The organism is Arachnia rubra (assembly GCF_019973735.1).
GTDB classification, from domain to species: Bacteria; Actinomycetota; Actinomycetes; order Propionibacteriales; family Propionibacteriaceae; genus Arachnia; species Arachnia rubra.
This window is the reverse complement of record NZ_AP024463.1, coordinates 18,129-38,257: the sequence shown is the minus strand read 5'-3', so window position 1 is coordinate 38,257 and position 20,129 is coordinate 18,129. Positions and strand designations below refer to the sequence as shown.

At 65.9% G+C, this 20,129-nt stretch carries 19 protein-coding genes; 13 read left to right on the top strand and 6 right to left on the bottom strand.

All coding sequences use genetic code 11. The features are described 5' to 3' along the window. Positions 1–223 precede the first annotated feature (223 nt). The 11 genes from SK1NUM_RS00155 to SK1NUM_RS00110 all read left to right on the top strand — a co-directional run bounded on the left by SK1NUM_RS00155 (position 224) and on the right by SK1NUM_RS00110 (position 14,066). Positions 224–484 (top strand): ribbon-helix-helix protein, CopG family, encoded by a 261-nt coding sequence (locus SK1NUM_RS00155; RefSeq protein WP_223927662.1) that lies wholly within the window; start codon positions 224–226, stop codon positions 482–484. Continuing rightward, positions 481–612, top strand: coding sequence for a hypothetical protein (locus SK1NUM_RS15090; RefSeq protein ID WP_263407079.1), 132 nt, complete (start codon positions 481–483; stop codon positions 610–612). The genes SK1NUM_RS00155 and SK1NUM_RS15090 overlap by 4 nt, the downstream gene beginning before the upstream one ends. Positions 613–878: 266 nt before the next feature. Continuing rightward, positions 879–2,495, top strand: coding sequence for an alpha/beta hydrolase (locus tag SK1NUM_RS00150; RefSeq protein WP_212323852.1), 1,617 nt, complete (start codon positions 879–881; stop codon positions 2,493–2,495). An 852-nt stretch (positions 2,496–3,347) separates the two neighbouring features. Beyond that, positions 3,348–4,742, top strand: coding sequence for an alpha/beta hydrolase (locus tag SK1NUM_RS00145; RefSeq protein WP_212323849.1), 1,395 nt, complete (start codon positions 3,348–3,350; stop codon positions 4,740–4,742). A 209-nt stretch (positions 4,743–4,951) separates the two neighbouring features. Beyond that, positions 4,952–6,553: an alpha/beta hydrolase gene (locus SK1NUM_RS00140; protein ID WP_212323848.1), complete on the top strand. Its 1,602-nt coding sequence runs from the start codon at positions 4,952–4,954 to the stop codon at positions 6,551–6,553. 478 nt (positions 6,554–7,031) lie between these two features. After that, a complete protein-coding gene (locus tag SK1NUM_RS00135) occupies positions 7,032–8,900 on the top strand; it encodes a serine hydrolase domain-containing protein (protein WP_223927660.1) in 1,869 nt (622 codons plus the stop codon). 22 nt (positions 8,901–8,922) lie between these two features. Next, positions 8,923–10,155 (top strand): sensor histidine kinase, encoded by a 1,233-nt coding sequence (locus tag SK1NUM_RS00130; RefSeq protein WP_212323847.1) that lies wholly within the window; start codon positions 8,923–8,925, stop codon positions 10,153–10,155. Further along, complete coding sequence (locus SK1NUM_RS00125) at positions 10,152–10,808, top strand: response regulator (RefSeq protein ID WP_212323846.1); 657 nt, start codon at positions 10,152–10,154, stop codon at positions 10,806–10,808. Before SK1NUM_RS00130 ends, SK1NUM_RS00125 begins: the two co-directional genes overlap by 4 nt. A gap of 101 nt (positions 10,809–10,909) precedes the next feature. Beyond that, the gene (locus SK1NUM_RS00120; protein WP_212323844.1) at positions 10,910–11,527 is read left to right on the top strand and encodes a TetR/AcrR family transcriptional regulator; all 618 of its coding nucleotides are present in this window, start codon (positions 10,910–10,912) and stop codon (positions 11,525–11,527) included. Beyond that, positions 11,524–12,408: an ABC transporter ATP-binding protein gene (locus tag SK1NUM_RS00115; protein ID WP_212323843.1), complete on the top strand. Its 885-nt coding sequence runs from the start codon at positions 11,524–11,526 to the stop codon at positions 12,406–12,408. Before SK1NUM_RS00120 ends, SK1NUM_RS00115 begins: the two co-directional genes overlap by 4 nt. Then, on the top strand, positions 12,405–14,066 hold the full coding sequence (locus tag SK1NUM_RS00110; RefSeq protein ID WP_212323839.1) for an ABC transporter permease subunit: 1,662 nt from the start codon (positions 12,405–12,407) through the stop codon (positions 14,064–14,066). Before SK1NUM_RS00115 ends, SK1NUM_RS00110 begins: the two co-directional genes overlap by 4 nt. Before the next feature lie 13 nt (positions 14,067–14,079). On the opposite strand, the gene mgrA is transcribed toward SK1NUM_RS00110, so the two are convergent. After that, positions 14,080–15,096, bottom strand: coding sequence for an L-glyceraldehyde 3-phosphate reductase (mgrA, locus tag SK1NUM_RS00105; RefSeq protein ID WP_212323837.1), 1,017 nt, complete (start codon positions 15,094–15,096; stop codon positions 14,080–14,082). Between the two features lie 154 nt (positions 15,097–15,250). Here mgrA and SK1NUM_RS00100 point away from each other — a divergent pair, with 154 nt between their 5' ends. Next, a complete protein-coding gene (locus tag SK1NUM_RS00100; protein ID WP_212323834.1) occupies positions 15,251–16,936 on the top strand; it encodes a hypothetical protein in 1,686 nt (561 codons plus the stop codon). Here SK1NUM_RS00100 and SK1NUM_RS00095 read toward each other — a convergent pair. Genes SK1NUM_RS00095 through SK1NUM_RS00085 form a run of 3 tightly spaced genes read right to left on the bottom strand, consistent with a single transcriptional unit; the run spans position 16,925 to position 18,021 of the window. After that, a complete protein-coding gene (locus SK1NUM_RS00095; protein ID WP_212323833.1) occupies positions 16,925–17,431 on the bottom strand; it encodes a flavodoxin domain-containing protein in 507 nt (168 codons plus the stop codon). The genes SK1NUM_RS00100 and SK1NUM_RS00095 overlap by 12 nt on opposite strands. Positions 17,432–17,455: 24 nt before the next feature. Further along, positions 17,456–17,671, bottom strand: coding sequence for a hypothetical protein (locus SK1NUM_RS00090; RefSeq protein ID WP_212323831.1), 216 nt, complete (start codon positions 17,669–17,671; stop codon positions 17,456–17,458). After that, a complete protein-coding gene (locus SK1NUM_RS00085) occupies positions 17,668–18,021 on the bottom strand; it encodes a nuclear transport factor 2 family protein (protein ID WP_212323829.1) in 354 nt (117 codons plus the stop codon). The genes SK1NUM_RS00090 and SK1NUM_RS00085 overlap by 4 nt, the downstream gene beginning before the upstream one ends. Positions 18,022–18,241: 220 nt before the next feature. Between SK1NUM_RS00085 and SK1NUM_RS00080 the strand changes: the two genes are divergently transcribed. Next, the gene (locus SK1NUM_RS00080) at positions 18,242–19,369 is read left to right on the top strand and encodes a 6-phosphofructokinase (protein WP_212323826.1); all 1,128 of its coding nucleotides are present in this window, start codon (positions 18,242–18,244) and stop codon (positions 19,367–19,369) included. 34 nt (positions 19,370–19,403) lie between these two features. On the opposite strand, the gene SK1NUM_RS00075 is transcribed toward SK1NUM_RS00080, so the two are convergent. Beyond that, positions 19,404–19,781 carry a PIN domain-containing protein gene (locus tag SK1NUM_RS00075; protein WP_212323824.1) on the bottom strand — a complete coding sequence of 126 codons (378 nt, stop codon included), beginning with the start codon at positions 19,779–19,781 and terminating at the stop codon, positions 19,404–19,406. A 10-nt stretch (positions 19,782–19,791) separates the two neighbouring features. After that, positions 19,792–20,121, bottom strand: coding sequence for a type II toxin-antitoxin system Phd/YefM family antitoxin (locus SK1NUM_RS00070; protein WP_212323822.1), 330 nt, complete (start codon positions 20,119–20,121; stop codon positions 19,792–19,794). Between the last annotated feature and the right edge of the window lie 8 nt (positions 20,122–20,129).

The following is a 20,129-nucleotide window of genomic DNA, read 5'->3' as shown; positions in this document are numbered from 1 at the left end:
TGGTGAGGGACCGAGGGAACGGTAAAAGCTCGTGGAGGCGGTGAGGAACCACGGAGATCCCGGACCCGCCCCACCCCACCCCCGTTTTCGCTGGCCTTAATCCTGGTTTGCTGGCCTTATGTGTGTTTGCTGGCCTCACAGCACAGGCAAACGCGAATAAGGCCAGCAAACCGTCGGGTGGCCTGGAATTGAGTCATTGCGTATTACGTAATACGCTTTGGTTGTGGGAAAGCGGACGATTCAAGGACGCGAGATCTCGGATGCCCAGGTGCAGGCGTGGGCGGATGAAGCTGAGGCGGGCTATGACGTTGACGAGCTGCGGAAACGGTGGGGACGTCCTCCCCGGGCAGGGAGTGCCTCCCGGGTGGTGGCAACGCGGTTCTCTGATGAAGAGCTGGCCGAGCTGATGGCCCGCGCCGACCGCGAGGGACTGGATCGCTCCGCAGCAATCCGGGCTGCCGTGCACGAGTGGGCACGCGCATGATCGTCGCCCCGTCTGCGCGCAAGCACGGGATCAGCGACGAGGACGCGGTCGCTGCCGCGCATTCAGTACTCGCAGCCGGGCCACTGGATGACGAGAACCCGCAGCGCCCCCGTTTTCGCTGGCCTTAATGCCGGTTCGCTGGCCTCACAGCACAGGCAAACGCACATAAGGCCAGCAAACCGTTTGGGTTTTACACCTTGGTCGATTCGGCCTTCGACCTTGGTCGATTCGGACTCCCACAAAGGTCGCAATCGAAGTTCCATCCTGCGTTGGTAGCGGCGAAGAGCCCTCTGCGGGAAGTCTGGGAATGTCTCCGGAACCGAGATCCCGGAGCCCGAAGGAAAAGCATCAGGAAACCCCTGAGATCGCCGACTCCACAGGAAGGAAATCAACGATGAAGAGAAAAGCTTCAGATTCAATTCGCTTAGGAAAACAGCGGAGACGGTCCCTGGCGGCGGTGCTGGTGGGGGGTGCGCTGCTGGCGGGTCCGGTGGTGTCGGTTCTGCCGGCGTATGCGACGCCGGAGAAGGACGGCGCCAGCACCTCCACTCCTACCCCGGATGGTTCAGGGAGCAATCCAGCGGTGCCTAAAGGGCTGGAGTCGTTCTATAGCCAGGAGGTCTCGTGGTATCCGTGCGGGGACACCGGGGGCATGGAGAAGACCGAGGAGCAGGGCAAATTCTCGTGCGCCATGGTGACCGTCCCAATGGACTACAACAACCCAGACGGTAAGACCATCCAGATTGCAATGAAGAAACGCGCCGCCGACGGCGAATCCCGCGGACCACTGTTCATCAACCCCGGCGGGCCAGGCGGCTCCGGCATCCAGACAGTTGAGAGGGTGGAGCAGTACTCCTCGAAAGAGATGCTGGCCGGCTACGACGCGATCGGCTTCGACCCCCGCGGCGTCGGGTCCTCCACCCCCATCGACTGCGGCGATGCTCAGCTAACCGCTACGGATAAGCCGCAACCGGGTGAGTTCTTCGAGGTCTGGAGTGCGCACTACCTCACACAGGTCCGCGAGTTCCGGGAGCAGTGCGAGGCCCATTCCGAACCCGGCCTCCTGGACCACATAGGCACCGCATCAGTGGCCCGCGACCTCGACGTCCTCCGCGCCGTCTCCGGACAGAAAACCCTGGACTATCTCGGCATGTCCTACGGCACCGAAATCGGCTACACCTACGCCGAGCTCTTCCCCCACAACACCGGCCGACTGGTGCTCGATGGTGCCATGGACTCCACCTCAACCAACCACAGACTGACCGTGGAAACAGCCGAAGGGTATGAGAAAGCCCTCCACAGCTACGTCCAGGCCTGCCAAGACGGCACAGCCGGTGACAATTGCCCCCTGACCGGCAGCGTCGAGGACGGGGTGCGGCAGATCCGCGACCTCATCGCCTCCGCCAACGAATCACCCATGGCAACCTCCGACCCCGACGTGACCATCACCGGAGCCCAGCTCAGCCAGGGTATTCAGTCATACCTGGGTATCGGCGCTTGGCCGCAACTGACCGCGGCCCTGGCCCCCGCCATCACCCAGGGCGATGCCTCCGGCTTCACCAAGATCCTCAAGCAGGACCCGAATAGCTCAAACACGACAGCAGTACATACGGGGGTTATGTGCCAGGACCGTCCCGCGCAAGCCAATGGGGACCTCTGGCAGGCCCAGTATGAGGAGGCTCAGAAGGTCGCCCCCACCTTCGCGGGTGGCGCCGGCCTCGACATGACCTGCACCGCCTGGGGCCACTACTCCGAGACTGATCCCATCCCGCAGAACGTGCATGCCAAGGGTGCGGCCCCAATCCTGGTGGTCGGCACCACCGGCGACCCCGCCACCCCGTACCACTGGGCCCAGGCGCTAGCCAAGCAGCTCGACTCCGCCCAGCTGCTGACCTGGGACGGTAATGCCCATGTCGCCTACATCCGCGGCAACAAGTGCATCACCACAGCCGTCGACGGCTTCCTCCTGGACGGCCAGATGCCACAAGACAACCTCGTGTGCACCAGCTGAATCTGGGCGTTTACCCCTTATCGAGTCGTGTTGTCTCCACCTGCTCGCGCGGAGGCAACACGACTTTTGCACCGGGAAGCGTATGCGACTTGCTCGCTTTCCGGTCGGCGGTCGCCAGTCTGTGTGATGGGACGGGTTCCTTCCTGCTGTCGAGTTGTGCGGTTCTGGGAGGTTCTTGCCCTGGATGTAGTGATGTGGTTGATGACTGTGCGGGTGTGGTGGTGTCGCTGTGGGGGTTGTCCCTGTTCTTACCCCGACTTCCCGCCAAGGTGATTGCAACAGGGAGCACGTCTGTCGGAGGGTGAGGGCGTGAGGATCCTGAGTTCCTTGGATACCTCTGGTCTGGGAGCGCTTCCACGAGGCAGTGATCCCAGCCGGTCATCCCGCGTCGGCGTGAAGCCTGCGGGAACACAGATAACCACCTGAGGGGTGCCTATTTCAGCCCTTAAGGGAGGGTTTTCCCTACCTGGGGTGTGGGGCCAGCAGGATCGATACGGGCGTCTGGTTCCGGGATGGTGAAGGTCCTTAGGCAGCTGGCGATCTGGCGGGGACTGTACGAGAAAGGAAAACAATGACCGAGAAAGGAAAACAATGACAATGAAGAAAACTGATCTCATTCATTCAAGGAAGCATAAGAGAAGGTCTGTTGCTGCGGCGCTGGTGGGCTGTGCACTGCTGGCGGCGGGACCAGCAGCGTCAGCCCTGCCGGCCAATGATCTTCCACAGGGCTCCGGACACGATCACGGCAACAGTCATGGTCATAAGCATGGTCATGGTCGTGGGGTGCCGAAGGGGCTGGAGGCGTTCTATAACCAAGAAGTGTCGTGGTATCCCTGCGGTGATACCGGTGGCATGGACAGGACCGATGAGCAGGGCAAATTCTCCTGCGCCATGGTGACCGTCCCAATGGACTACAACAACCCAGACGGTAAAACCATCCAGATCGCAATGAAGAAACGCGTCGCCGATGGCGAGTCCCGCGGCCCGCTGTTCATCAACCCCGGCGGCCCGGGCGGCTCCGGTGTCCAAACGGTCGAGCAGATTGAGGGTACCGAGCAGATTGGAGGGGCGTCGAAGGAGCTGCTAGCCGGGTATGACGCGGTCGGTTTCGACCCCCGCGGGGTCGGGTCCTCCACCGCCATCAAATGCGGCGATGCCGCATCCCCCTTTGAATGGGGTCTCACCCCGGGACAGCCTCAAGAAGGCCAGTCTTTTGAGGACTGGGCCCAGGGCTACATGGGCAAGATCTCCGAGCTGTCAAAGAAATGCCAGGAACACTCCGAACCGGGCCTCCTGGACCACGTGAACACCGTCTCAGTGGCGCGCGACCTGGACGTGCTCCGCGCGGTCTCCGGGGAGAAGACCTTGAACTATCTCGGCATGTCCTATGGCACCGAGCTGGGCTACACCTACGCCGAGCTCTTCCCCAAGAACGCGGGGCGGTTGGTGCTCGACGGCGGGGTGGACTCCACCGTCACCCACGAGAAATTCGACCTGGACAGGGCTGAGGCCTTCGAGAATGCCCTGCACAGCTATGTGCAGGCCTGCCAGGAAGGAAAAGCCGGCGACACCTGTCCCTTGACCGGCAGCGTTGAAGACGGAGTGCAGCAGATCCGCGACCTGATCGCCTCCGCCGACGCATCACCCATGGCCACCTCCGACCCCGATCTAAAGATCACCGGAACCCACATCACACAGATCATCCAGAGCTACCTGGGCGGCGGCCAGTGGCAGCAGCTGACCACAACCCTCACGTCCATCACCCAGAAAGACGTCTCCGGAATCGCTGAGGTCGTCAAGCAGACCAATCAATCCTCCAAGGTCTCCGATGTGGCTACAACACTGGCCATCAGCTGCCAAGACCGTCCTTCGCAGGGTGATATAGAGGCATGGAAGGGCCAGTACCAGCAGGCCCAGGAGCTGTCCCCAACCTTCGGCCCTAAGACCCTCAACTTCGACATGACCTGTGCGGCGTGGGGTCACTACTCCGAGACCGACCCCATCCCGCAGGACGTCCACGCCGAGGGAGCCCCGCCGATCCTGGTGGTGGGAGCCACCGGTGACGCCGCCACCCCCTACAAGTGGTCCCAGGCCCTGGCTGAGCAGCTCGACTCCGCACAGCTGATCACCTGGGAAGGCAACGCCCACGTCGCCTACCCACGCGGCAACAAGTGCATCACCACAGCTGTTGACGGCTTCCTCCTCGACGGCAAGATGCCACAAGACAACCTCGTCTGCACCAACTAACACGCCAGATATCCCTGACCCGGTCGTGTTGTCTCCGCGTAGCTACGCGGAGACAACACGCCCCCCAAGAGATGGGGCGACTCAGCCCTTAAGGGGAGGGTTTTCCCTACCTAATTTGTGAGGCCAGCAGGGTCGATACGGGCGTCTGGTTCCGGGATGGTGGAAGTCCCAGGCAAGCGGGGACTGTACATGAAAGGAAATCGATGGTTATGAGGAGAACTGATCTCATTCATTCAAGGAGGCAGCGGAGGCAGTCCCTGGCCGCGGTGCTGCTAGGGGGTGCGCTGCTGGTGGGGCCGGTGGTGTCGGCTCTGCCCGCCTATGCAGCACCGCAGGGATCCGGCTCTCATGCCTCTGCCCCGGATGACCCAGGGGACAATACGGCAATACCGGAGGGGTTGGAGGCGTTCTATAACCAAGAAGTGTCGTGGTATCCGTGTGGTGACACCGGAGGCATGGACAGGACCGAGGAGCAGGGCAAATTCTCCTGCGCGACGGTGACCGTCCCAATGGACTACAACCAACCCGACGGTAAGACCATCCAGATCGCAATGAAAAAACGCGCCGCCGATGGCGACTCCCGCGGACCGCTGTTCATCAACCCCGGCGGCCCAGGCGGCTCCGGCATCCAGTTGGTTGAGAGAGCCGAGCAGAGATTCTCGAAGGAGTTGCTGGCCGGCTACGACGTGGTCGGCTTCGACCCGCGCGGCGTCGGCTCGTCCACTCCCATCGAGTGCGGGGACGCCCAGCTAACCGCTACGGATAAACCGCAGCCAGGTGAATTCTTCGAGACCTGGGCAGCGAACTACCTCACACAGGTCCGCGAGGTCCGGGAACAGTGCGAAGCCCACTCCGAACCGGGCCTGCTGGACCACATGAACACAGTCTCGGTGGCAAAAGACTTGGACGTGCTGAGAGCGATATCAGGGGAGAAGTCCCTGAACTACCTCGGCTACTCCTATGGCACCGAACTGGGCTACACCTATGCCGAGCTCTTCCCCCACAACACCGGCCGCCTGGTGCTCGACGGTGCAATAGATTCCACCATCTCTCACCAGGACTTCGACCTCGACAGGGCTGAGGGGTATGAGAATGCCCTGCACAGCTACGTCCAGGCCTGTCTGGAAGGAAAAGCCGGCGACACCTGCCCCCTGACCGGTGATGTGAAGCACGGGGTGCAGCAGATCCGCGACCTCATCGCCTCCGCCGACGCATCGCCGCTGAAAACCTCCGACCCCGATGTGAAGATCACCGGAGCCCAGCTCAAGGAGGCCATCAAGGGTTATCTGCACGTTGGCCAGTGGCAGCAGCTGACCACAGCCCTCACGCCGGTCATCACCCAAGGCGATGCCTCCGGCTTCACCGAGGCCCTCAAGCAGTCCTCGGGTGGTCTCAACGTGATGGCAGCCCTGGCTGTCCTGTGCCAGGATCGTCCCACGCAGGGCGGGGTGGATGCCTGGAGGGCCCAGTATGAGAAGGCCCAGGAGATCGCTCCCACCTTTGCGGCTGGTGGCGGTTTTGACATGATCTGTGCGGCGTGGGGTCACTACTCCGAGACCGACCCCATCCCGCAGAACGTGCATGCCAAGGGCGCGGCTCCGATCCTGGTGGTGGGCACCACCGGCGACCCCGCCACCCCCTACCACTGGGCCCAGGCCCTGGCCGAGCAGCTCGACTCCGCCCAGCTGCTGACCTGGAAGGGCGAGGGTCACTGCGCCTACGGACGCGGCAGCTCCTGCATCACCAAGGCTGTTGACGGCTTCCTCCTGGACGGCCAACTGCCACAAGACAACCTCGTGTGCACCAACTAACCCCCACCCCGTGGCCCTGCCGGACCCCGGCAGGGCCACCCCGGGGCATCCAAAGATCAGCTCTCCGCACCGCCGAAGCGCACTGCCACACCGGTTCAGGCTGCCAAACCTGCCGATGAAACAAGGAATGTGGGGGACTCAAGCCCCCATCGATTGACACCGTCTATTTTTCGTGGTTGGCTGAACCACAGAAGTTGAAAGCAAAAGAAGCATCACCCCGGATACCGACCAGGCCACTTCATACCTTCGTCGACCCGGGTTCCCCCAAAGGTCGCAATCCAGGTTCCATCCTGCGGCCGTAGCAGCAACCAGGCCGGTGACGGAAGTCTGAAGACGTCTCCGGGCAACCGAGATTCCGGGGGCTGAAGGAGATTCATTATGAAAGTCATGAAACGAGCGGCGGCGCTGCTCGTCGTGTTGGTCATCGGGCTGCTCAGCGCCTGCTCATCGACCCCCCCCCCAGCGCCCAGGCCCCAGGGTGGCAGCTCCTCAGGAGGCGCACGAGCTCACCAAGCAGGACGTCGATGCCTGGCTCGACGGCCAGCTCCCCGACGCCCTGCAGCAGGGCGAAATCCCGGGTGCGGTGGTGACAGTGGTCCACAACGGCCAGGTCCTGACCAACCGCGGCTACGGCTACGCCGCAACCGGGGCCGATGGGGAGGAGCCCCAGCCGGTGGATCCGGAGCGGACGCTGTTCCGCATCGGGTCGACGTCGAAGCTGGCCACCGGCATCGCTGTGATGCAGCTGGTGGAGCAGGGCAAGATCGACCTCGACGCCGACATCAGCACCTACGTAGACGTGAAGATCGACCGCCGTTTCCCCGGTGACATCACCATGCGCAATCTCCTAACCCACACCGCCGGATTCGAGAGGAGAGTCAGGGGGACGTTTACCCAGGAACAGCGGGAGCCCGATCTGGAGGAACATATTCTGCAGGATCCGCCAGTGCAGGTGTTCGCTCCCGGCACCACCCCCGCCTACTCGAACTACGGCATCTCCCTGGCCGGATACATCGTGCAGCAGGTCAGCGGCGAGAAATTCGAGGACTACCTCGACAAGCACGTCTTCGAGCCCGCCGGCATGACATCCTCCACCTTCCAGCAGCCGCTCCCTGCAGAACTTGCCGACCGAATGGCCCACGGCTATCAGACCAACGGTGGCCCGGCGCAGCCTTTTGAGGTGGTCGTCTCCTCTCCGGCCGGCGCCATGACCACCTCCGGGGCGGATGCGGCCCGATTCATGCTCGCCCAGCTAGGCCAGTCGCAGGGCAGCCCGCTGCTGCAGGACAGCACGTGGCAGCAGATGCAGTCGCAGGCCTCCTACACCGAACCCCTCGGGACTCTCGCCCACGGCGACCACATGGGCCTGGTCTACTGGGACCTCAGCCGCAACGGCCACCGCATCGTCGGACACGGCGGCGACACTCCGGCCTTCCGCACGATGCTTGAGATCTACCCCGACGACAATACGGGCATCTTCATCTCCATGAACGCCGCCGGCAAGAACGGGGCACCCGACACAATCCGCAAAGACCTGATGCGCGCCTTCTCCGACCGCTACTTCCCCGGCGAACAGACGGACGCCGGGAAGGCGCCCACCGCCGAGGAGTCGCAGCAGCACGCCACCACCGTGGCAGGCAACTACGCAAGCACCCGCTGGTCCTACACCACCTTCGTGAGCGCCGTCAACGGGCTTTCCAGCAGCTGGACGAATATCTCGGCGCTGCCCAATGGCCACCTGCTGGTGAAGTCAGGGAGCGCCACGACCGAGTATGAGGAGATCGAACCCTGGGTCTGGCGTGAGGTCGGCGGTTCCAAACGCCTCCCTGTGCAGGTCGAGGACGGCAAAGTCGTGCGTATTGGCATCGCTCCCGCCATGTCCATCGCCCCGGTCAGCCCGGCCCAGGCGGCCCTCGTCCCGGTGGTGCTGGCCTCGGGCGCGGTCCTGCTGCTGCTCATCATCGCCTGGCCCGTGGGCGGCATCCGGCGCTGGTGGACCACTCGCCAGGGGCAGGCCGTGCTGGGCGGCGGCCCACTCACTTGGAAGGGCCACCTGGCCCGCGCTGGTTCCCTGGCAAACCTGGCAGCTGCCGTCATCATGGCGTCATTCATGATGAACATATCGCCTCTGCTGCAACCATCCCCGTTGACCATTCGGGGAATACAGGCCCTGAGCCTGCTCGGTGTGCTGGCGATCATCCCAGCCGCCATGGACCTCATCCACGTGATCCGCCACAAGGCAGGAGTCCGGCGCATCATTGGCGCTTCCCTCCTGCTGGCCGGGCTGGCCGGTCTGGCGTGGGTGGCCTTCGCCTTCCACCTGCTCTCCCTCGACATCAGCTACTGAGGGCTGCGAGAAGATACCCGGTATGAGAATCTCCGACGTGACCGGTCCCTCCGTCCCGGGGGGACCGGTCCGGAAAGCCGACGTACTGCTGGCGGTCGCGGTCGCCGCCGGCTCGGTGCTGCTCGTGCTCTTATCAGTGCTGGTCGTACCTGAGACCTGGCTCAGGTTCAGCCAGGAGCAGTTGCAGCTGATCACGCTCCTGCTTGCGCTGCAGGGACTCGCGCTCGTGCTGTGGAATGCCCGGCCGGTGCTGTGCCTGGTACTGGTGGTCGCCCTTGTGCTCATGCTCTGGGCAGTGTCCCCAGGAGACCTTGCCATGACAGGGATACCACTGGCTCTCATCTGCTACCGGATAGGCACCCGGCTCCAGCTCTCCCGGGCGCTGGTGCTAGTCTCGACAGCCGCCATCGTGCTGACGGCGGCCTGGACCCTGAAGCTCTCAACGCTAGGTCAGGACATCTGGACGTCGCTGCTGAAAGCGGCAGTTACTGTCTTCATGAACTCCCTGCTGCCGCTGGTGGGCGGGATTGTGGTCGCCACCCGGGCCCAGAACCGGCTGCTGGTGCTGAAGCACACCCGGCGGGAGCACGAACAGCAGCTGGAGCTGGCCCTGATCCAGGAGCGACGCCGGATCGCCCGGGAGCTGCACGACGTCGCCGCCCACCACCTGGCCGGGATCGTCGTCCAGGCCTCCGCCGTCGGCGTGCTCATCGACAAGGAACCCGCCGCCGCCAAGGAGGCCGCGGCCCAGCTGCGGTCGCAGAGCAAGGAGACCCTCGAAGGACTGCGGTCGGTGGTGGGGATGCTGCGCGAGGACGAGGACACCAGCCCCGTCGCCGGCCTGAACGACCTGCCCGCACTCGTCGAGTCCACCCGGGAGCTGGGCGTGCAGGTCGAGCTGCTGCAGCCGCTGACGCTGCCCAGGCTGGCTCCGGTCGTCGACGCCACCGTGTACCGGGTAGCCCAGCAGGCGCTGAGCAACGCGCTCCAGCACGCCCCCGGGTCGGCGGTGCAGATCGAGGTGATCACCATCGGCGACTATCCGCGACTTGAGATCGTCAACAGCCCGGCACCGCGACGGGCCCTGACCACACCGGCCCACACCAACACCCAGTTCAGCGGCACCGGGTTGGCGGCGATGCGGGAGCGTGCCACCCTGATCGGAGCCCGGTTCGACGCCGGACCCACCACGGAGGGCGGCTGGCGGGTCTGCCTCGACCTGCCGATGCCCGCGATGACACGAGGAGAAGCATGATCAAGGTAGTGCTCGTCGACGACCAGGCGGTGGTCCGCACCGGCTTCACCGTCCTGCTGGAACAACACGACGACATCACAGTGGTCGGCCAGGCGTCCGGCGGCCGCGAGGCCATCGCGGTGGTGGCCCGGGAGCAGCCCGACGTGGTGTGCATGGACCTGCGGATGCCGTCCGGTGACGGCCTGACCGCCACCCAGGAGATCGTCGCCAACCGCCGGGACGGGGTGCCCGCGGTGCTGGTGGTGACCACCTTCAACCTGGACTCCGACGTGTTCGGAGCCCTGGAGGCCGGGGCCGACGGGTTCATCCTCAAGGACTGCGACCCCGACGAGCTGGTCCGCGCGGTACGCCGCCTGGCCGCCGGCTATGGCCTGGTGGATCAGAGCGTCACGCGCCGGGTGATCGCCGAGTTCGCCCGCCGCCGCGCCCCCGAGCCCGTCACCCAGGAAGCGGCCCAGCTCACCGTCCGGGAACGCGAGATCGTGCAGCTCCTCGCACAGGGCATGTCCAACGCGGAGATCGCCGCCCAGCTGGTCGTCGAGACCAGCACCGTCAAGTCCCACCTGACCCGGCTGATGACGAAGATCGGCGCCCGGGACCGGGTGCAGACGGTGGTCTGGGCGTATCGCAACGGTTTTGACCCGCACAGCTGATACGCGGCCTATGATGATTGAAAGCGCTCTCATAACCCGTAGACCACGAGTTCGCCACACATCTCCCTATACATTCATATAATTTCTTATACACTCGTATCATGACTACTGACTTAACCAGCCGGGCGCGTCTTCGGGACGCCACCATCGCACTCGTCGCGGAGGGCCATAAACCCTCTGCCAGAACCGTCGCGGCTAGAGCAGATGTCTCCATCGGGTTGATCCGGCACCACTTCGGGACGATGGAGGGAATGCTCCTGAGCTGCGACGACCACGTCGCCTCCCTCGTCCGCGACGCTAAGAACGACGCCATCCGCGGCCCCATACCCGACGTGCTGTCCTCGCTACGGGAGACCGGCCAGGCCCAGATCCTCGGCTACCTCGCGCATCGCCTCACCGATCCCAGTCCCACCATCGACGCTCTCGTCGACCAGATGGCTGAAGACGCCACCGGATACATGCAGCGGGCCATCGACGCCGGCCTGCTCAACCCCATCCCCGACGTCGGCGTCGCGGCGCGGATGCTGACCATCTACGCGCTTGGCTCGATGGTGCTCAGCAGCCACATGAAACGCCTCCTCGGCATCGACATCACCGCCAAGGACTTGGCCGCCGAACCCGGTGTCAGCGCCTACGTGCAGGCCCAGCTCACACTCTTCTCAAGCCTCTTCTCGCCCAGCCTGGCAGAGCAGATGGAAACCCAGCTGGAGGAGAAATGAGCGCGATCCGCACCCACGAGCTCACGAAACGCTACGGCAGCTTCACGGCCCTGAAGGGCATCGACCTGGAGGTCGGCACGGGTGAGGTCTTCGGCTTCCTCGGACCCAACGGCGCAGGCAAGTCCACCACCATCCGGATCCTGCTCGACGAGATCCGCGCCACCCTAGGCACCGCCCACATCTTCGGCCTCGACTCGCGCCGCGACGCCGTCGCCATCCACCGCCGCCTCGGCTATCTGCCCAGCGACCTGGCCCTCTACCCGAAGCTGACCGGCGCGCAGACGCTGCGGTTCTTCGGACGCCTGCACGGCGGCGTCGACTGGCCCTACGTGAACCAGCTGCGCGAGCGTCTCGACGCGAACCTGAGCAAGAGAGTCGGGGAGCTGTCGTCGGGCAACCGGCAGAAGATCGGGCTGATGGCCGCCCTGATGCACCAGCCCGAGCTGCTGATCATGGACGAGCCCAACACCGGCCTGGACCCCCTCGTCCAGCACGAGTTCCACCAGATGCTGCGCGAGACGGCGGCCGAGGGCCGCACGGTGTTCCTGTCCTCCCACACCCTCTCGGAGGTGCAGCGCGTCGCGGACCGGGTCGGCATCATCCGCCGCGGCCAGCTCGTCGCCATCGAGAACGTCGCCGACCTGCGGGCCATGCGCCGCGTGGAGCTGGTCCTGGACCGCGACGCCGAACCACACGACTTCACCGGCATCCCCGGAGCCCACGACGTCACTGTGCACGAGAACACGGCGCAGCTGGCCTTCGACGGGGAACTGGGATCGCTGCTGCACGCCGTCACAGCCACGTACGGCATCGTCGACCTGGCCTCCCGTGACGCCGACCTTGAGGAAATCTTCCTAGCCTTCTATGAGGAGCAGGCATGAACGCACTCATCGTCCTGGAACGCGGGCTCGGCTCGCGCTGGAAGGTCATCGCCATCATCGCCGTGACGATCCTCGCCTTCCTGCTGATGGGGATCGAGGTGGTGGACTCGATGGACTCCAACATCTACGACTCGCTGCCGCCCGCGATGCTGAGCCTCGCCGGGATACCGGCCGGCGCCGCGACGTCCGTGATGGCCTATGCGCAGATGCTCGGTTTCCTGGGCGCGATCACGGCGGCGGGATTCGCCGTCGCGGTAGGTGCACAGGTGATAGCGGGCGAGGAGCAGGACCGCACGCTGCCGCTGCTGCTCAGCCATCCTGTCTCCCGGCTGGGGGTCGGAATCGCCAAGGCCGGGGTGCTGGTGGCGACCGCCGGCATCATGTCGCTGGGACTGTGGGGCGCAGCCCAGGTGGCGGCGCTGCCCTTCAACCTCGCCCTCGGGAATGCCCACCTCGGGGAGCTTTGTCTCGCGCTGGGTGCGAATGCGCTGCTGTGCGGGTCCGTCGCATTCGCCGTCGGGGGTGTGACGGGGAGCCGGGGCCTGGCGACCGGGGTCGCCTCGGTGGTGCTGGGCTTCGGCTGGCTGCTCGCGAGCCTGCTGCCTCAGTGGTCGCAGACCCGCGACCTGGCTCAGTTCATCCCCTGGTACTGGTACAGCAAACCGGTGGTGCTGGTGAACGGCCTCGACGGCGGCTACCTGGCGCTGATGCTGGGGGTGGCGGCGACGCTGCTGGCGGCTGGGGTCGTCGGCGTAATGGTCCGCGACCTGCGCAGCACACCACTGCGCCTGTCCTGGCCCCATAGGCGGCAGACGCCGGAGCGGGCGGGCACCCAGCGGCTGGCAGACAACCGCGTGGCGACCACCGTCCGGGCTCCCGGACTCACCGGGCTCGCGATCTCCCGTCACACCGGCCTACTGCTGGTGCTGGGTATGGTGATGTTCGCCGTCATGGGGGTGTCGATGGGCCCGGTGTACGACCAGATGGCGCCGCAGCTGGTGACGGTGTCCCAGTCGATGCCATCCGCGCTCCTCCAGATGTGGGGCGCCACCGACATGGCCTCCCCAGCCGGTTTCTACTGGGGTGAGACCATGAGCCTGATGGCACCCGCCACCGTCACCGTGGCCGGCGCGGCCATCGCCACGGCACTGGGCAGCGACGAGCGGTCGGGATGCCTCGGCCTATTGCTGGCGGCCGGGCTACCCAGGTGGCGGGTCCTGGCCTACACCATCACGGCGCAGGCAATCGTCGTGACCGCCATCGCCATCCTGACTGGGCTCGGCATCTGGGGCGGGACGCTCCTGGGCGATGTCAGCCTGCCGGCCGGGAACATCGCGGGAGCCGCGCTGCACCTGATGGCGCTGGGACTGTTCGTCAGCGCGACGGCGACACTGGCAGTGGCCGCCGTAGGAACCCCAGCAGCCGCGGCCTGGACGGCGACCGGGGTCGGCCTGGTCGGCTACTTCATCAACGTGACCCTGCCCATGAACCCCAACCTGGCCGACTGGGCCAAGATCTCCCCGTTCCACTGGTACGGCGCCTCCCACCCCCTGGAGAACGGCCCGGACTGGGGCGGCATCGCGGTCCTCCTGGCGGCCGCCGCAGTCCTGCTGGCAGCGTCCTTCCCGTTGTTCACCAGACGCGACCTACGGGTGTGAGCCCCTGCAGTGGTCAGAGCTCGGTTCCGGGAGCGGCGGCGTACTGGTCGATGGCGGCCAGCTCGTCGTCGGTGAATGTCAGGTTGTCGAGGGCTCCGAGGTTGGTGTCGAGCTGTCTCAGCGACGAGACCCCGATCAGCGTGGACGTGACCCGCGGGTCCCGCAGCACCCAGGCGAGCGCCATCTGCGCCAGCGACTGCCCGCGCTCCCGGGCGATCTCGTTCAGGCCCCGGATGCGGCTGAGGACCTCGTCGCTCAAGGTCTCCCGGGACAGCGACCCGCCCCGGGCGGCCCGCGAGTCGCCGGGGATGCCGTCCAGGTAGCGGTCGGTGAGCAGCCCCTGCGCCAGGGCGGTGAAGGAGATGATCCCCATGCCCTCGGACTCGCAGGCCTCCACCAGGCGGGGTTCGATCCAGCGGTTGAACATGTTGTACAGCGGCTGGTGGATCAGCAGCGGAGTGCCGAGCTCACGGGCAATACGAGCGGCTTGCCGCGTCTCGTCGTCCGAGTAGGACGAGATCCCGACGTAGAGCGCCTTTCCGGAGCGGACCGCGTGGTCGAGGGCCGTGACGGTCTCCTCCAGGGGGGTGTCCGGGTCGAAGCAGTGCGAGTAGAAGATGTCGACGTAGTCCAGGCCCATGCGCCGCAGCGACTGGTCGAGGGAGGCGAGAAGGTACTTCCGCGACCCACCGCGCTGCCCGTAGGGTCCTGGCCACATCTCGTAGCCGGCTTTGGTGGAGATCACCAGCTCGTCGCGGAACGGGGCGAGGTCCTGGCGGAGGATGGTCCCGAAGTTGACCTCCGCTTGACCGTAGGGCGGGCCGTAGTTGTTGGCCAGGTCGAAGTGCGTGATGCCTGCGTCGAAGGCGCGGCGGACGATCTCGCGCTGCACCCCAAGGGGCTTGTCATCGCCGAAGTTCTGCCAGAAGCCGAGCGAGAGGGCAGGCAGCAGCAGGCCTGAGCGGCCGCAGCGGCGGTAGGGCATGCGACCGTCGTAGCGGTCCGGGTCAGGCACATAGGTGGGGTACATGGCCCCATCCTGCCAGCCGCCGCGAGGCGGCGTGAAGCCGCCCATCACGTGCTGTGAGCGGGACCGCTGGCCCCGGTGGCGGGAATCCCCTCACCCGGTGCCGGGCACCGGGCAGAGACCGCGGGTGACCCCGTGCGGTAGCAGTATTGCGAAGGTGAGTGAGACATTCTGGCTCTGGCAACATGCCGACGCCACCGTGCGGGGCCTGCAGAAGCAGGTGAAAGAGCTGAAACAACAGGCCGAGGTGACGGCGGTCAGCAGCGCACGCCAGCGGCGTGAGACCTCCAAGCTCCGGTCCGACCTGAAGAACATGCGCGGCTCACTGGAAACCAGGCTGAATGCGCTGACCAACGCCTTCGTCGCGTTCGTGGAGCTCGATGGCATCCGCACACAGCTCGCGGCCTTCCCCCAGCAAGCCGAGGCGCGGCGTTTCGCGTTCCAGGATCTCGGGGTGCTTCTCGATGGCGAATCTCCCCCGCAGCGTCCGGACGTCGAGGGGTACTGGCTGCCCCCGGCGATGGCCGCGCTGCGTCCCGACGGCTCCGTCGACCCGGACCTCGCCGCCGTCGCCTCCCAGCGCGACCCCGGCGCTGCGCCCGTTTTCCTCACCATCGCCCAGGCCGCGCTGGGGGCGGGCAGCACCGTCGCCGCCAAACTGCCAGGACTCCTGGCCCCCGACGAGGACGGCACGTGGGCGACGTGGCAGCTGCTGGTCTGGGGCGCAGTGCTGCACGGAGCCTTCGGGGCGGCGGCGCTAGCGACGCTGCAGCCCACCTTCCAGCCCTTGCTTCCCGACGCCGCGGACTGGCTGGAGTGGGCGAAAACCAACGCCGGGACCAATAACGAGGGCGACGTCCTGGACTGGGTGACCGGCAGACTCGCGGACCTCAACCCGCAGGAGGTCCCTGGGGAAACCAGCCGGGCACCGGATGCCCCGGGACGTCCCGACTTCACGATGCCGGATTCCGATCCCAGCCAGGACAGCTCCAGGCGACCTGCGTCCATCCCCGCTGCGCCGGTGATCGAGCCTGAGGAGGCAGCCCCGGCGACGAGCAGCCTTCCCGGGGAGTCCGGGGAGACGGCTGAGCCGGATGCCGAGGAGGTCGGCCAGGCTCTGCTCATCCAGGTGCTGCAGCTACGCATCCGCGATGGCAGCGAGGACGAGCGCGCGCTGCTGGCCCGCGCGGAGGTCCTGGAGGAGCAGTTCAACAACCCCCTAGGCGCCAGCGAGGTCCCTGATGAGGTGCCTGAGAAACGTCATGCGGTACTCGATGTGCTGCGCCAGAGCGCCCTCGATGACCAGGTCAGCCGGCAGGACCGTCGTCGGCTCTGGGTGCTGTTCGGTGAGGTCTTCGTGCCCATGGCCCAGGACTTCCTGGCGGAGCAGCGTCCCGCGATGCCGCGCGAGCAGGTCCTTGGCTATGGCGACCTCACCGTGGACCCCAACGGCGTGCACGACCGCTCCAAGGTGCACGCCCTGATGCGCCGCTACGAGGCGCAGGACCCCCACGGCCTGGCTGTGCGCGGCAACGGGGTCATGTGGGCTGGGGTGGGACTGTGCCTCCTGGCGGTCGTGATTCTGGTCACATCGCGCTCAGCGCTGGCGCTGCTGCTCATCATCGCCGGATTGGGAACGGCGGCAACCGGGTACTTCCTCCTGCAGGATGTCAAAAACCAGCGTCTGGCCATCGAGGCCAGCAAACGTGCCCTGGGCGACAAGATCGAGCACACCGCCAGGGTTGCGGCCGACAAATACGAGAAAGCCATCAGCTCCCACAAGAGACGCCAAGAGTGGGCCTCCCGGTTCCTCGACGTGTTCCGGTCCGTCTCAGCCAGCTGAGCCGGGAGGCGCGGCTGGATCCAGCGTCAGGGCCCTGGCCCAGGCCCGGATGACGGGAGGATCGACGTGGTCGCCGGGTTTCTTGGCGAGCACCCAGAACAGCAGCCGCTTGAGGAAACCGACCTTCTCGGGGGCGTAGCGGCCTGCGAACGCAGCCTGCGAGGTCGCTTCGACCAGCTCGGCCGCGGCCTTGTTGCACCTGAGGGCCTCGTCGTTCTTGGTGGGGTCGACGGCGGTGATGGAGACGTTGAATAGGGCAGCGCGCCCTACCTGCTGCCCGTGCTTGCGCAACCAGTCCAGCGCCTCCGGCAGCCAGGTCATGGTCTGGATGGCGCTGCCCAGCACGTAGAGGCCGAATCCGGCCGGGTCGGGGGCGTCACGCAGGTCCCTCACGTCGACGTCACAGCCCCGGGCACGCAGCTCATCGGCGATGATCCCGGCCACCTCAGCCGTGGAGCCTGCCCGCGTCGCATATCCCACCAGAACTCTAACCATGCGCCAACGCTAGTGCCTCCAGGTTCACACCGGTAGCTGGGACATCGTGCGAAGCGCGTCGTTTTCCGGACGGCCTGTACTGGTCAGCCGGAATGCCGCGGAACCGCCGGCCCCACCATCGGCAAAGACGCGGACGCCAAAACGACCTGCCCCGAACATCGACACCTCCCGCACCACTGCCTCCCCGGCGAGGAGCACGCGAAGGCGTTCAACGAGAGCCGTCTGCCCGGGCGTCATCACTGCGGAGGACTGTAGGAGAGCCGGTCGAAGATCAGCACGCTCTCAACGATCTTCCCCTCCCGGACCGTGAAGAGCTCAGCAGCCGGGACGGTTGAGGTGGCCGCGGTCTGCGGGTAGTAAAACAAGGCGACGCGATCCCCGGCGGCGAACTCGGCGATATCGCCAATGCCGATGAGCGATGGCGCAAAGGCTCCGATGAACTCCTGGTAGACGTCCTTGCCCTCCAGGTCACCACCGGGGGCATGGCAGATGATGTCATCAGCGACGCACTCCATCGCCTGCTCGACATCACCGCTCGTCCAGGCGTGGTGGTACTTCTTCACGATGTCGTAGGCGCTGTCGTAGGTCATGGGATTGTCCTTCCAGGTCGGCTGCCCGCACCGTAACACAAATGGCCATTTGTGTTATTGCGAGGACCAAGCGGCATCTATAGGCAGAAGCCTGCTTTTGCGTCTGAAGTTGCCTATGAGATCACTCTCAACGGCAAGTCGAGACGCAAAAGCAGGCTTCTCGTGTATTCCGTGCTCGTCGACACCCAGGTAGGCTCGGGCACGGAGCAGGGAGGTTCACATGGGCAATGCAAAGCGCGTCGGGGTGCTCACGGCTGGCGGCGACTCCCCCGGCCTCAACGCCGCCATCCGCGGGCTCGGCAAGGCCGCCATCGGCCGGCACGGCATGGAGCTGATCGGCTTCCGCGACGGCGTGCGCGGACTCGCTGAGGACCGCAGTTTCACGCTCGGACCGGAGGCGCTGTCCGGGATCCTCACCGTCGGCGGCACCATTCTCGGGACCAGCCGCGACAAGGTGCATCGCATGCGGCTGAATGGCGAGACCGTCGACGCCATCCCCACCATCAGGGAGGTGGTGGAGCGCAACGAGCTGGACTGCCTGGTGATGCTCGGCGGCGGCGGGACCGCAAAGAACGCGCTACGGCTGTCCGAGGCGGGCATCCCGGTGATGCACCTGCCCAAGACCATCGACCGCGACGTCGCCCACACCGACAACACCTTCGGCTTCTCCACGGCCCTGGAGATCGCGACGGACGCCATCGACCGCCTCCACTCCACCGCCCATAGCCACCACCGCGTGATCCTGGCGGAGATCATGGGGCACAAAGCCGGCTGGCTGGCGCTGGGGGCGGGCATCTCGGGTGGCGCCGACGTCATCCTGATCCCCGAGATCCCGTACTCGGTGGACGCCATCACCGAGACCATCCGGGCGCGACAGGCCCGCGGCACCAACTTCAGCGTGATCGCGGTGGCCGAGGGCGCCACCGACGTCAAGACCGCGCAGGCCATCGCCGCCGCCGAGTCGCTCAAGAAGTCCGCCACCACGCCCGAGGCCAAGGCCGCGGCCAAGGACCATCTCGCCCGGGTCCTCGACGACCACCGCGAGCACACCTTCCAGCTGGCCCGCGAGCTGGAGGCCGCGACCGGCCTGGAGACCCGCGTCACGATCCTGGGCTACGTACAGCGCGGCGGGACGCCTTGCGCGGAGGACCGGCTGCTGGGGTCGCGGATCGGCACCGCCGCCGCCGACCTGATCGCCGACGGCGTCAGTGGCGTCATGGTCGCCAGCAAGGGTGACGGCACCGCGCCCGTCGACCTGAGGAAGGTCGCGGGAAACCTGGCGCTGGTGCCGCCAGACCATCCGTGGATCCAGACCGCACGCGCCGTCGGCACCGGCCTCGGGGACTAACTCGGCGATCAGCAGGATCAGCAGGACAGGCGGGCTACGGGGTTAGCGGATCCGCGACGGCCAAGCCCCGCGCCCGCGCCGCCTCGGCCAAGCGGGCATCGTGGGTGAGGACGGTGACGGGGTCAGCGTCGCTGTGCAGGATCAGGGCACTGGCCAGGTGAATCGCGTCGAGGGACTTCAGTTCCCCGGTCAGCGCACAGGCGCCATCGACCACCTCGCGGGAGATCTCCAGCAGTTCTATGTTGGTCAAGAGCGTCCGCGCACTCTCCACTGGAGTGCGTGTGCGGCGCGCCACGCGGATGAGTTCGATCTCCAGCAGAACCGAGGAATTCACTGAATGCCAACGGTCCCCTTGCTCCAGTAGGTTCTCAACCTTGCCAGCCCCATCCTGCCCAAGGAGGAGAAGAGCCATACACGATGTGTCAACGTAGAGCATCGAGGTCGATCTCCTCCCGGTCTTCAGCCAGAAGCTGCTCGATTGTCATGCCTTCGGGCAGCTTGCCTAGAACCTTAGGGAGCCGGAATGGCCCCGTGGCGGGCCGGAGTTTGCCCTCGCGAAGGAGCCGCTCGCGGGGAGTTTCGTCGGGACGGATGGGGACGATCTGGGCTACTGGGCGGCCGCGGTCGGTGACCGTCACTGGCCGGCCAGACTCGGTTACCTGGGCGATGATGCGTCCCGAGCGCTGGTTGAGTTCACGCAGGCTGACGCTGTCCGGGTAAGGCGTGGGTATGTCGGCGGGCTGAGCGTTCATGCCTCCAC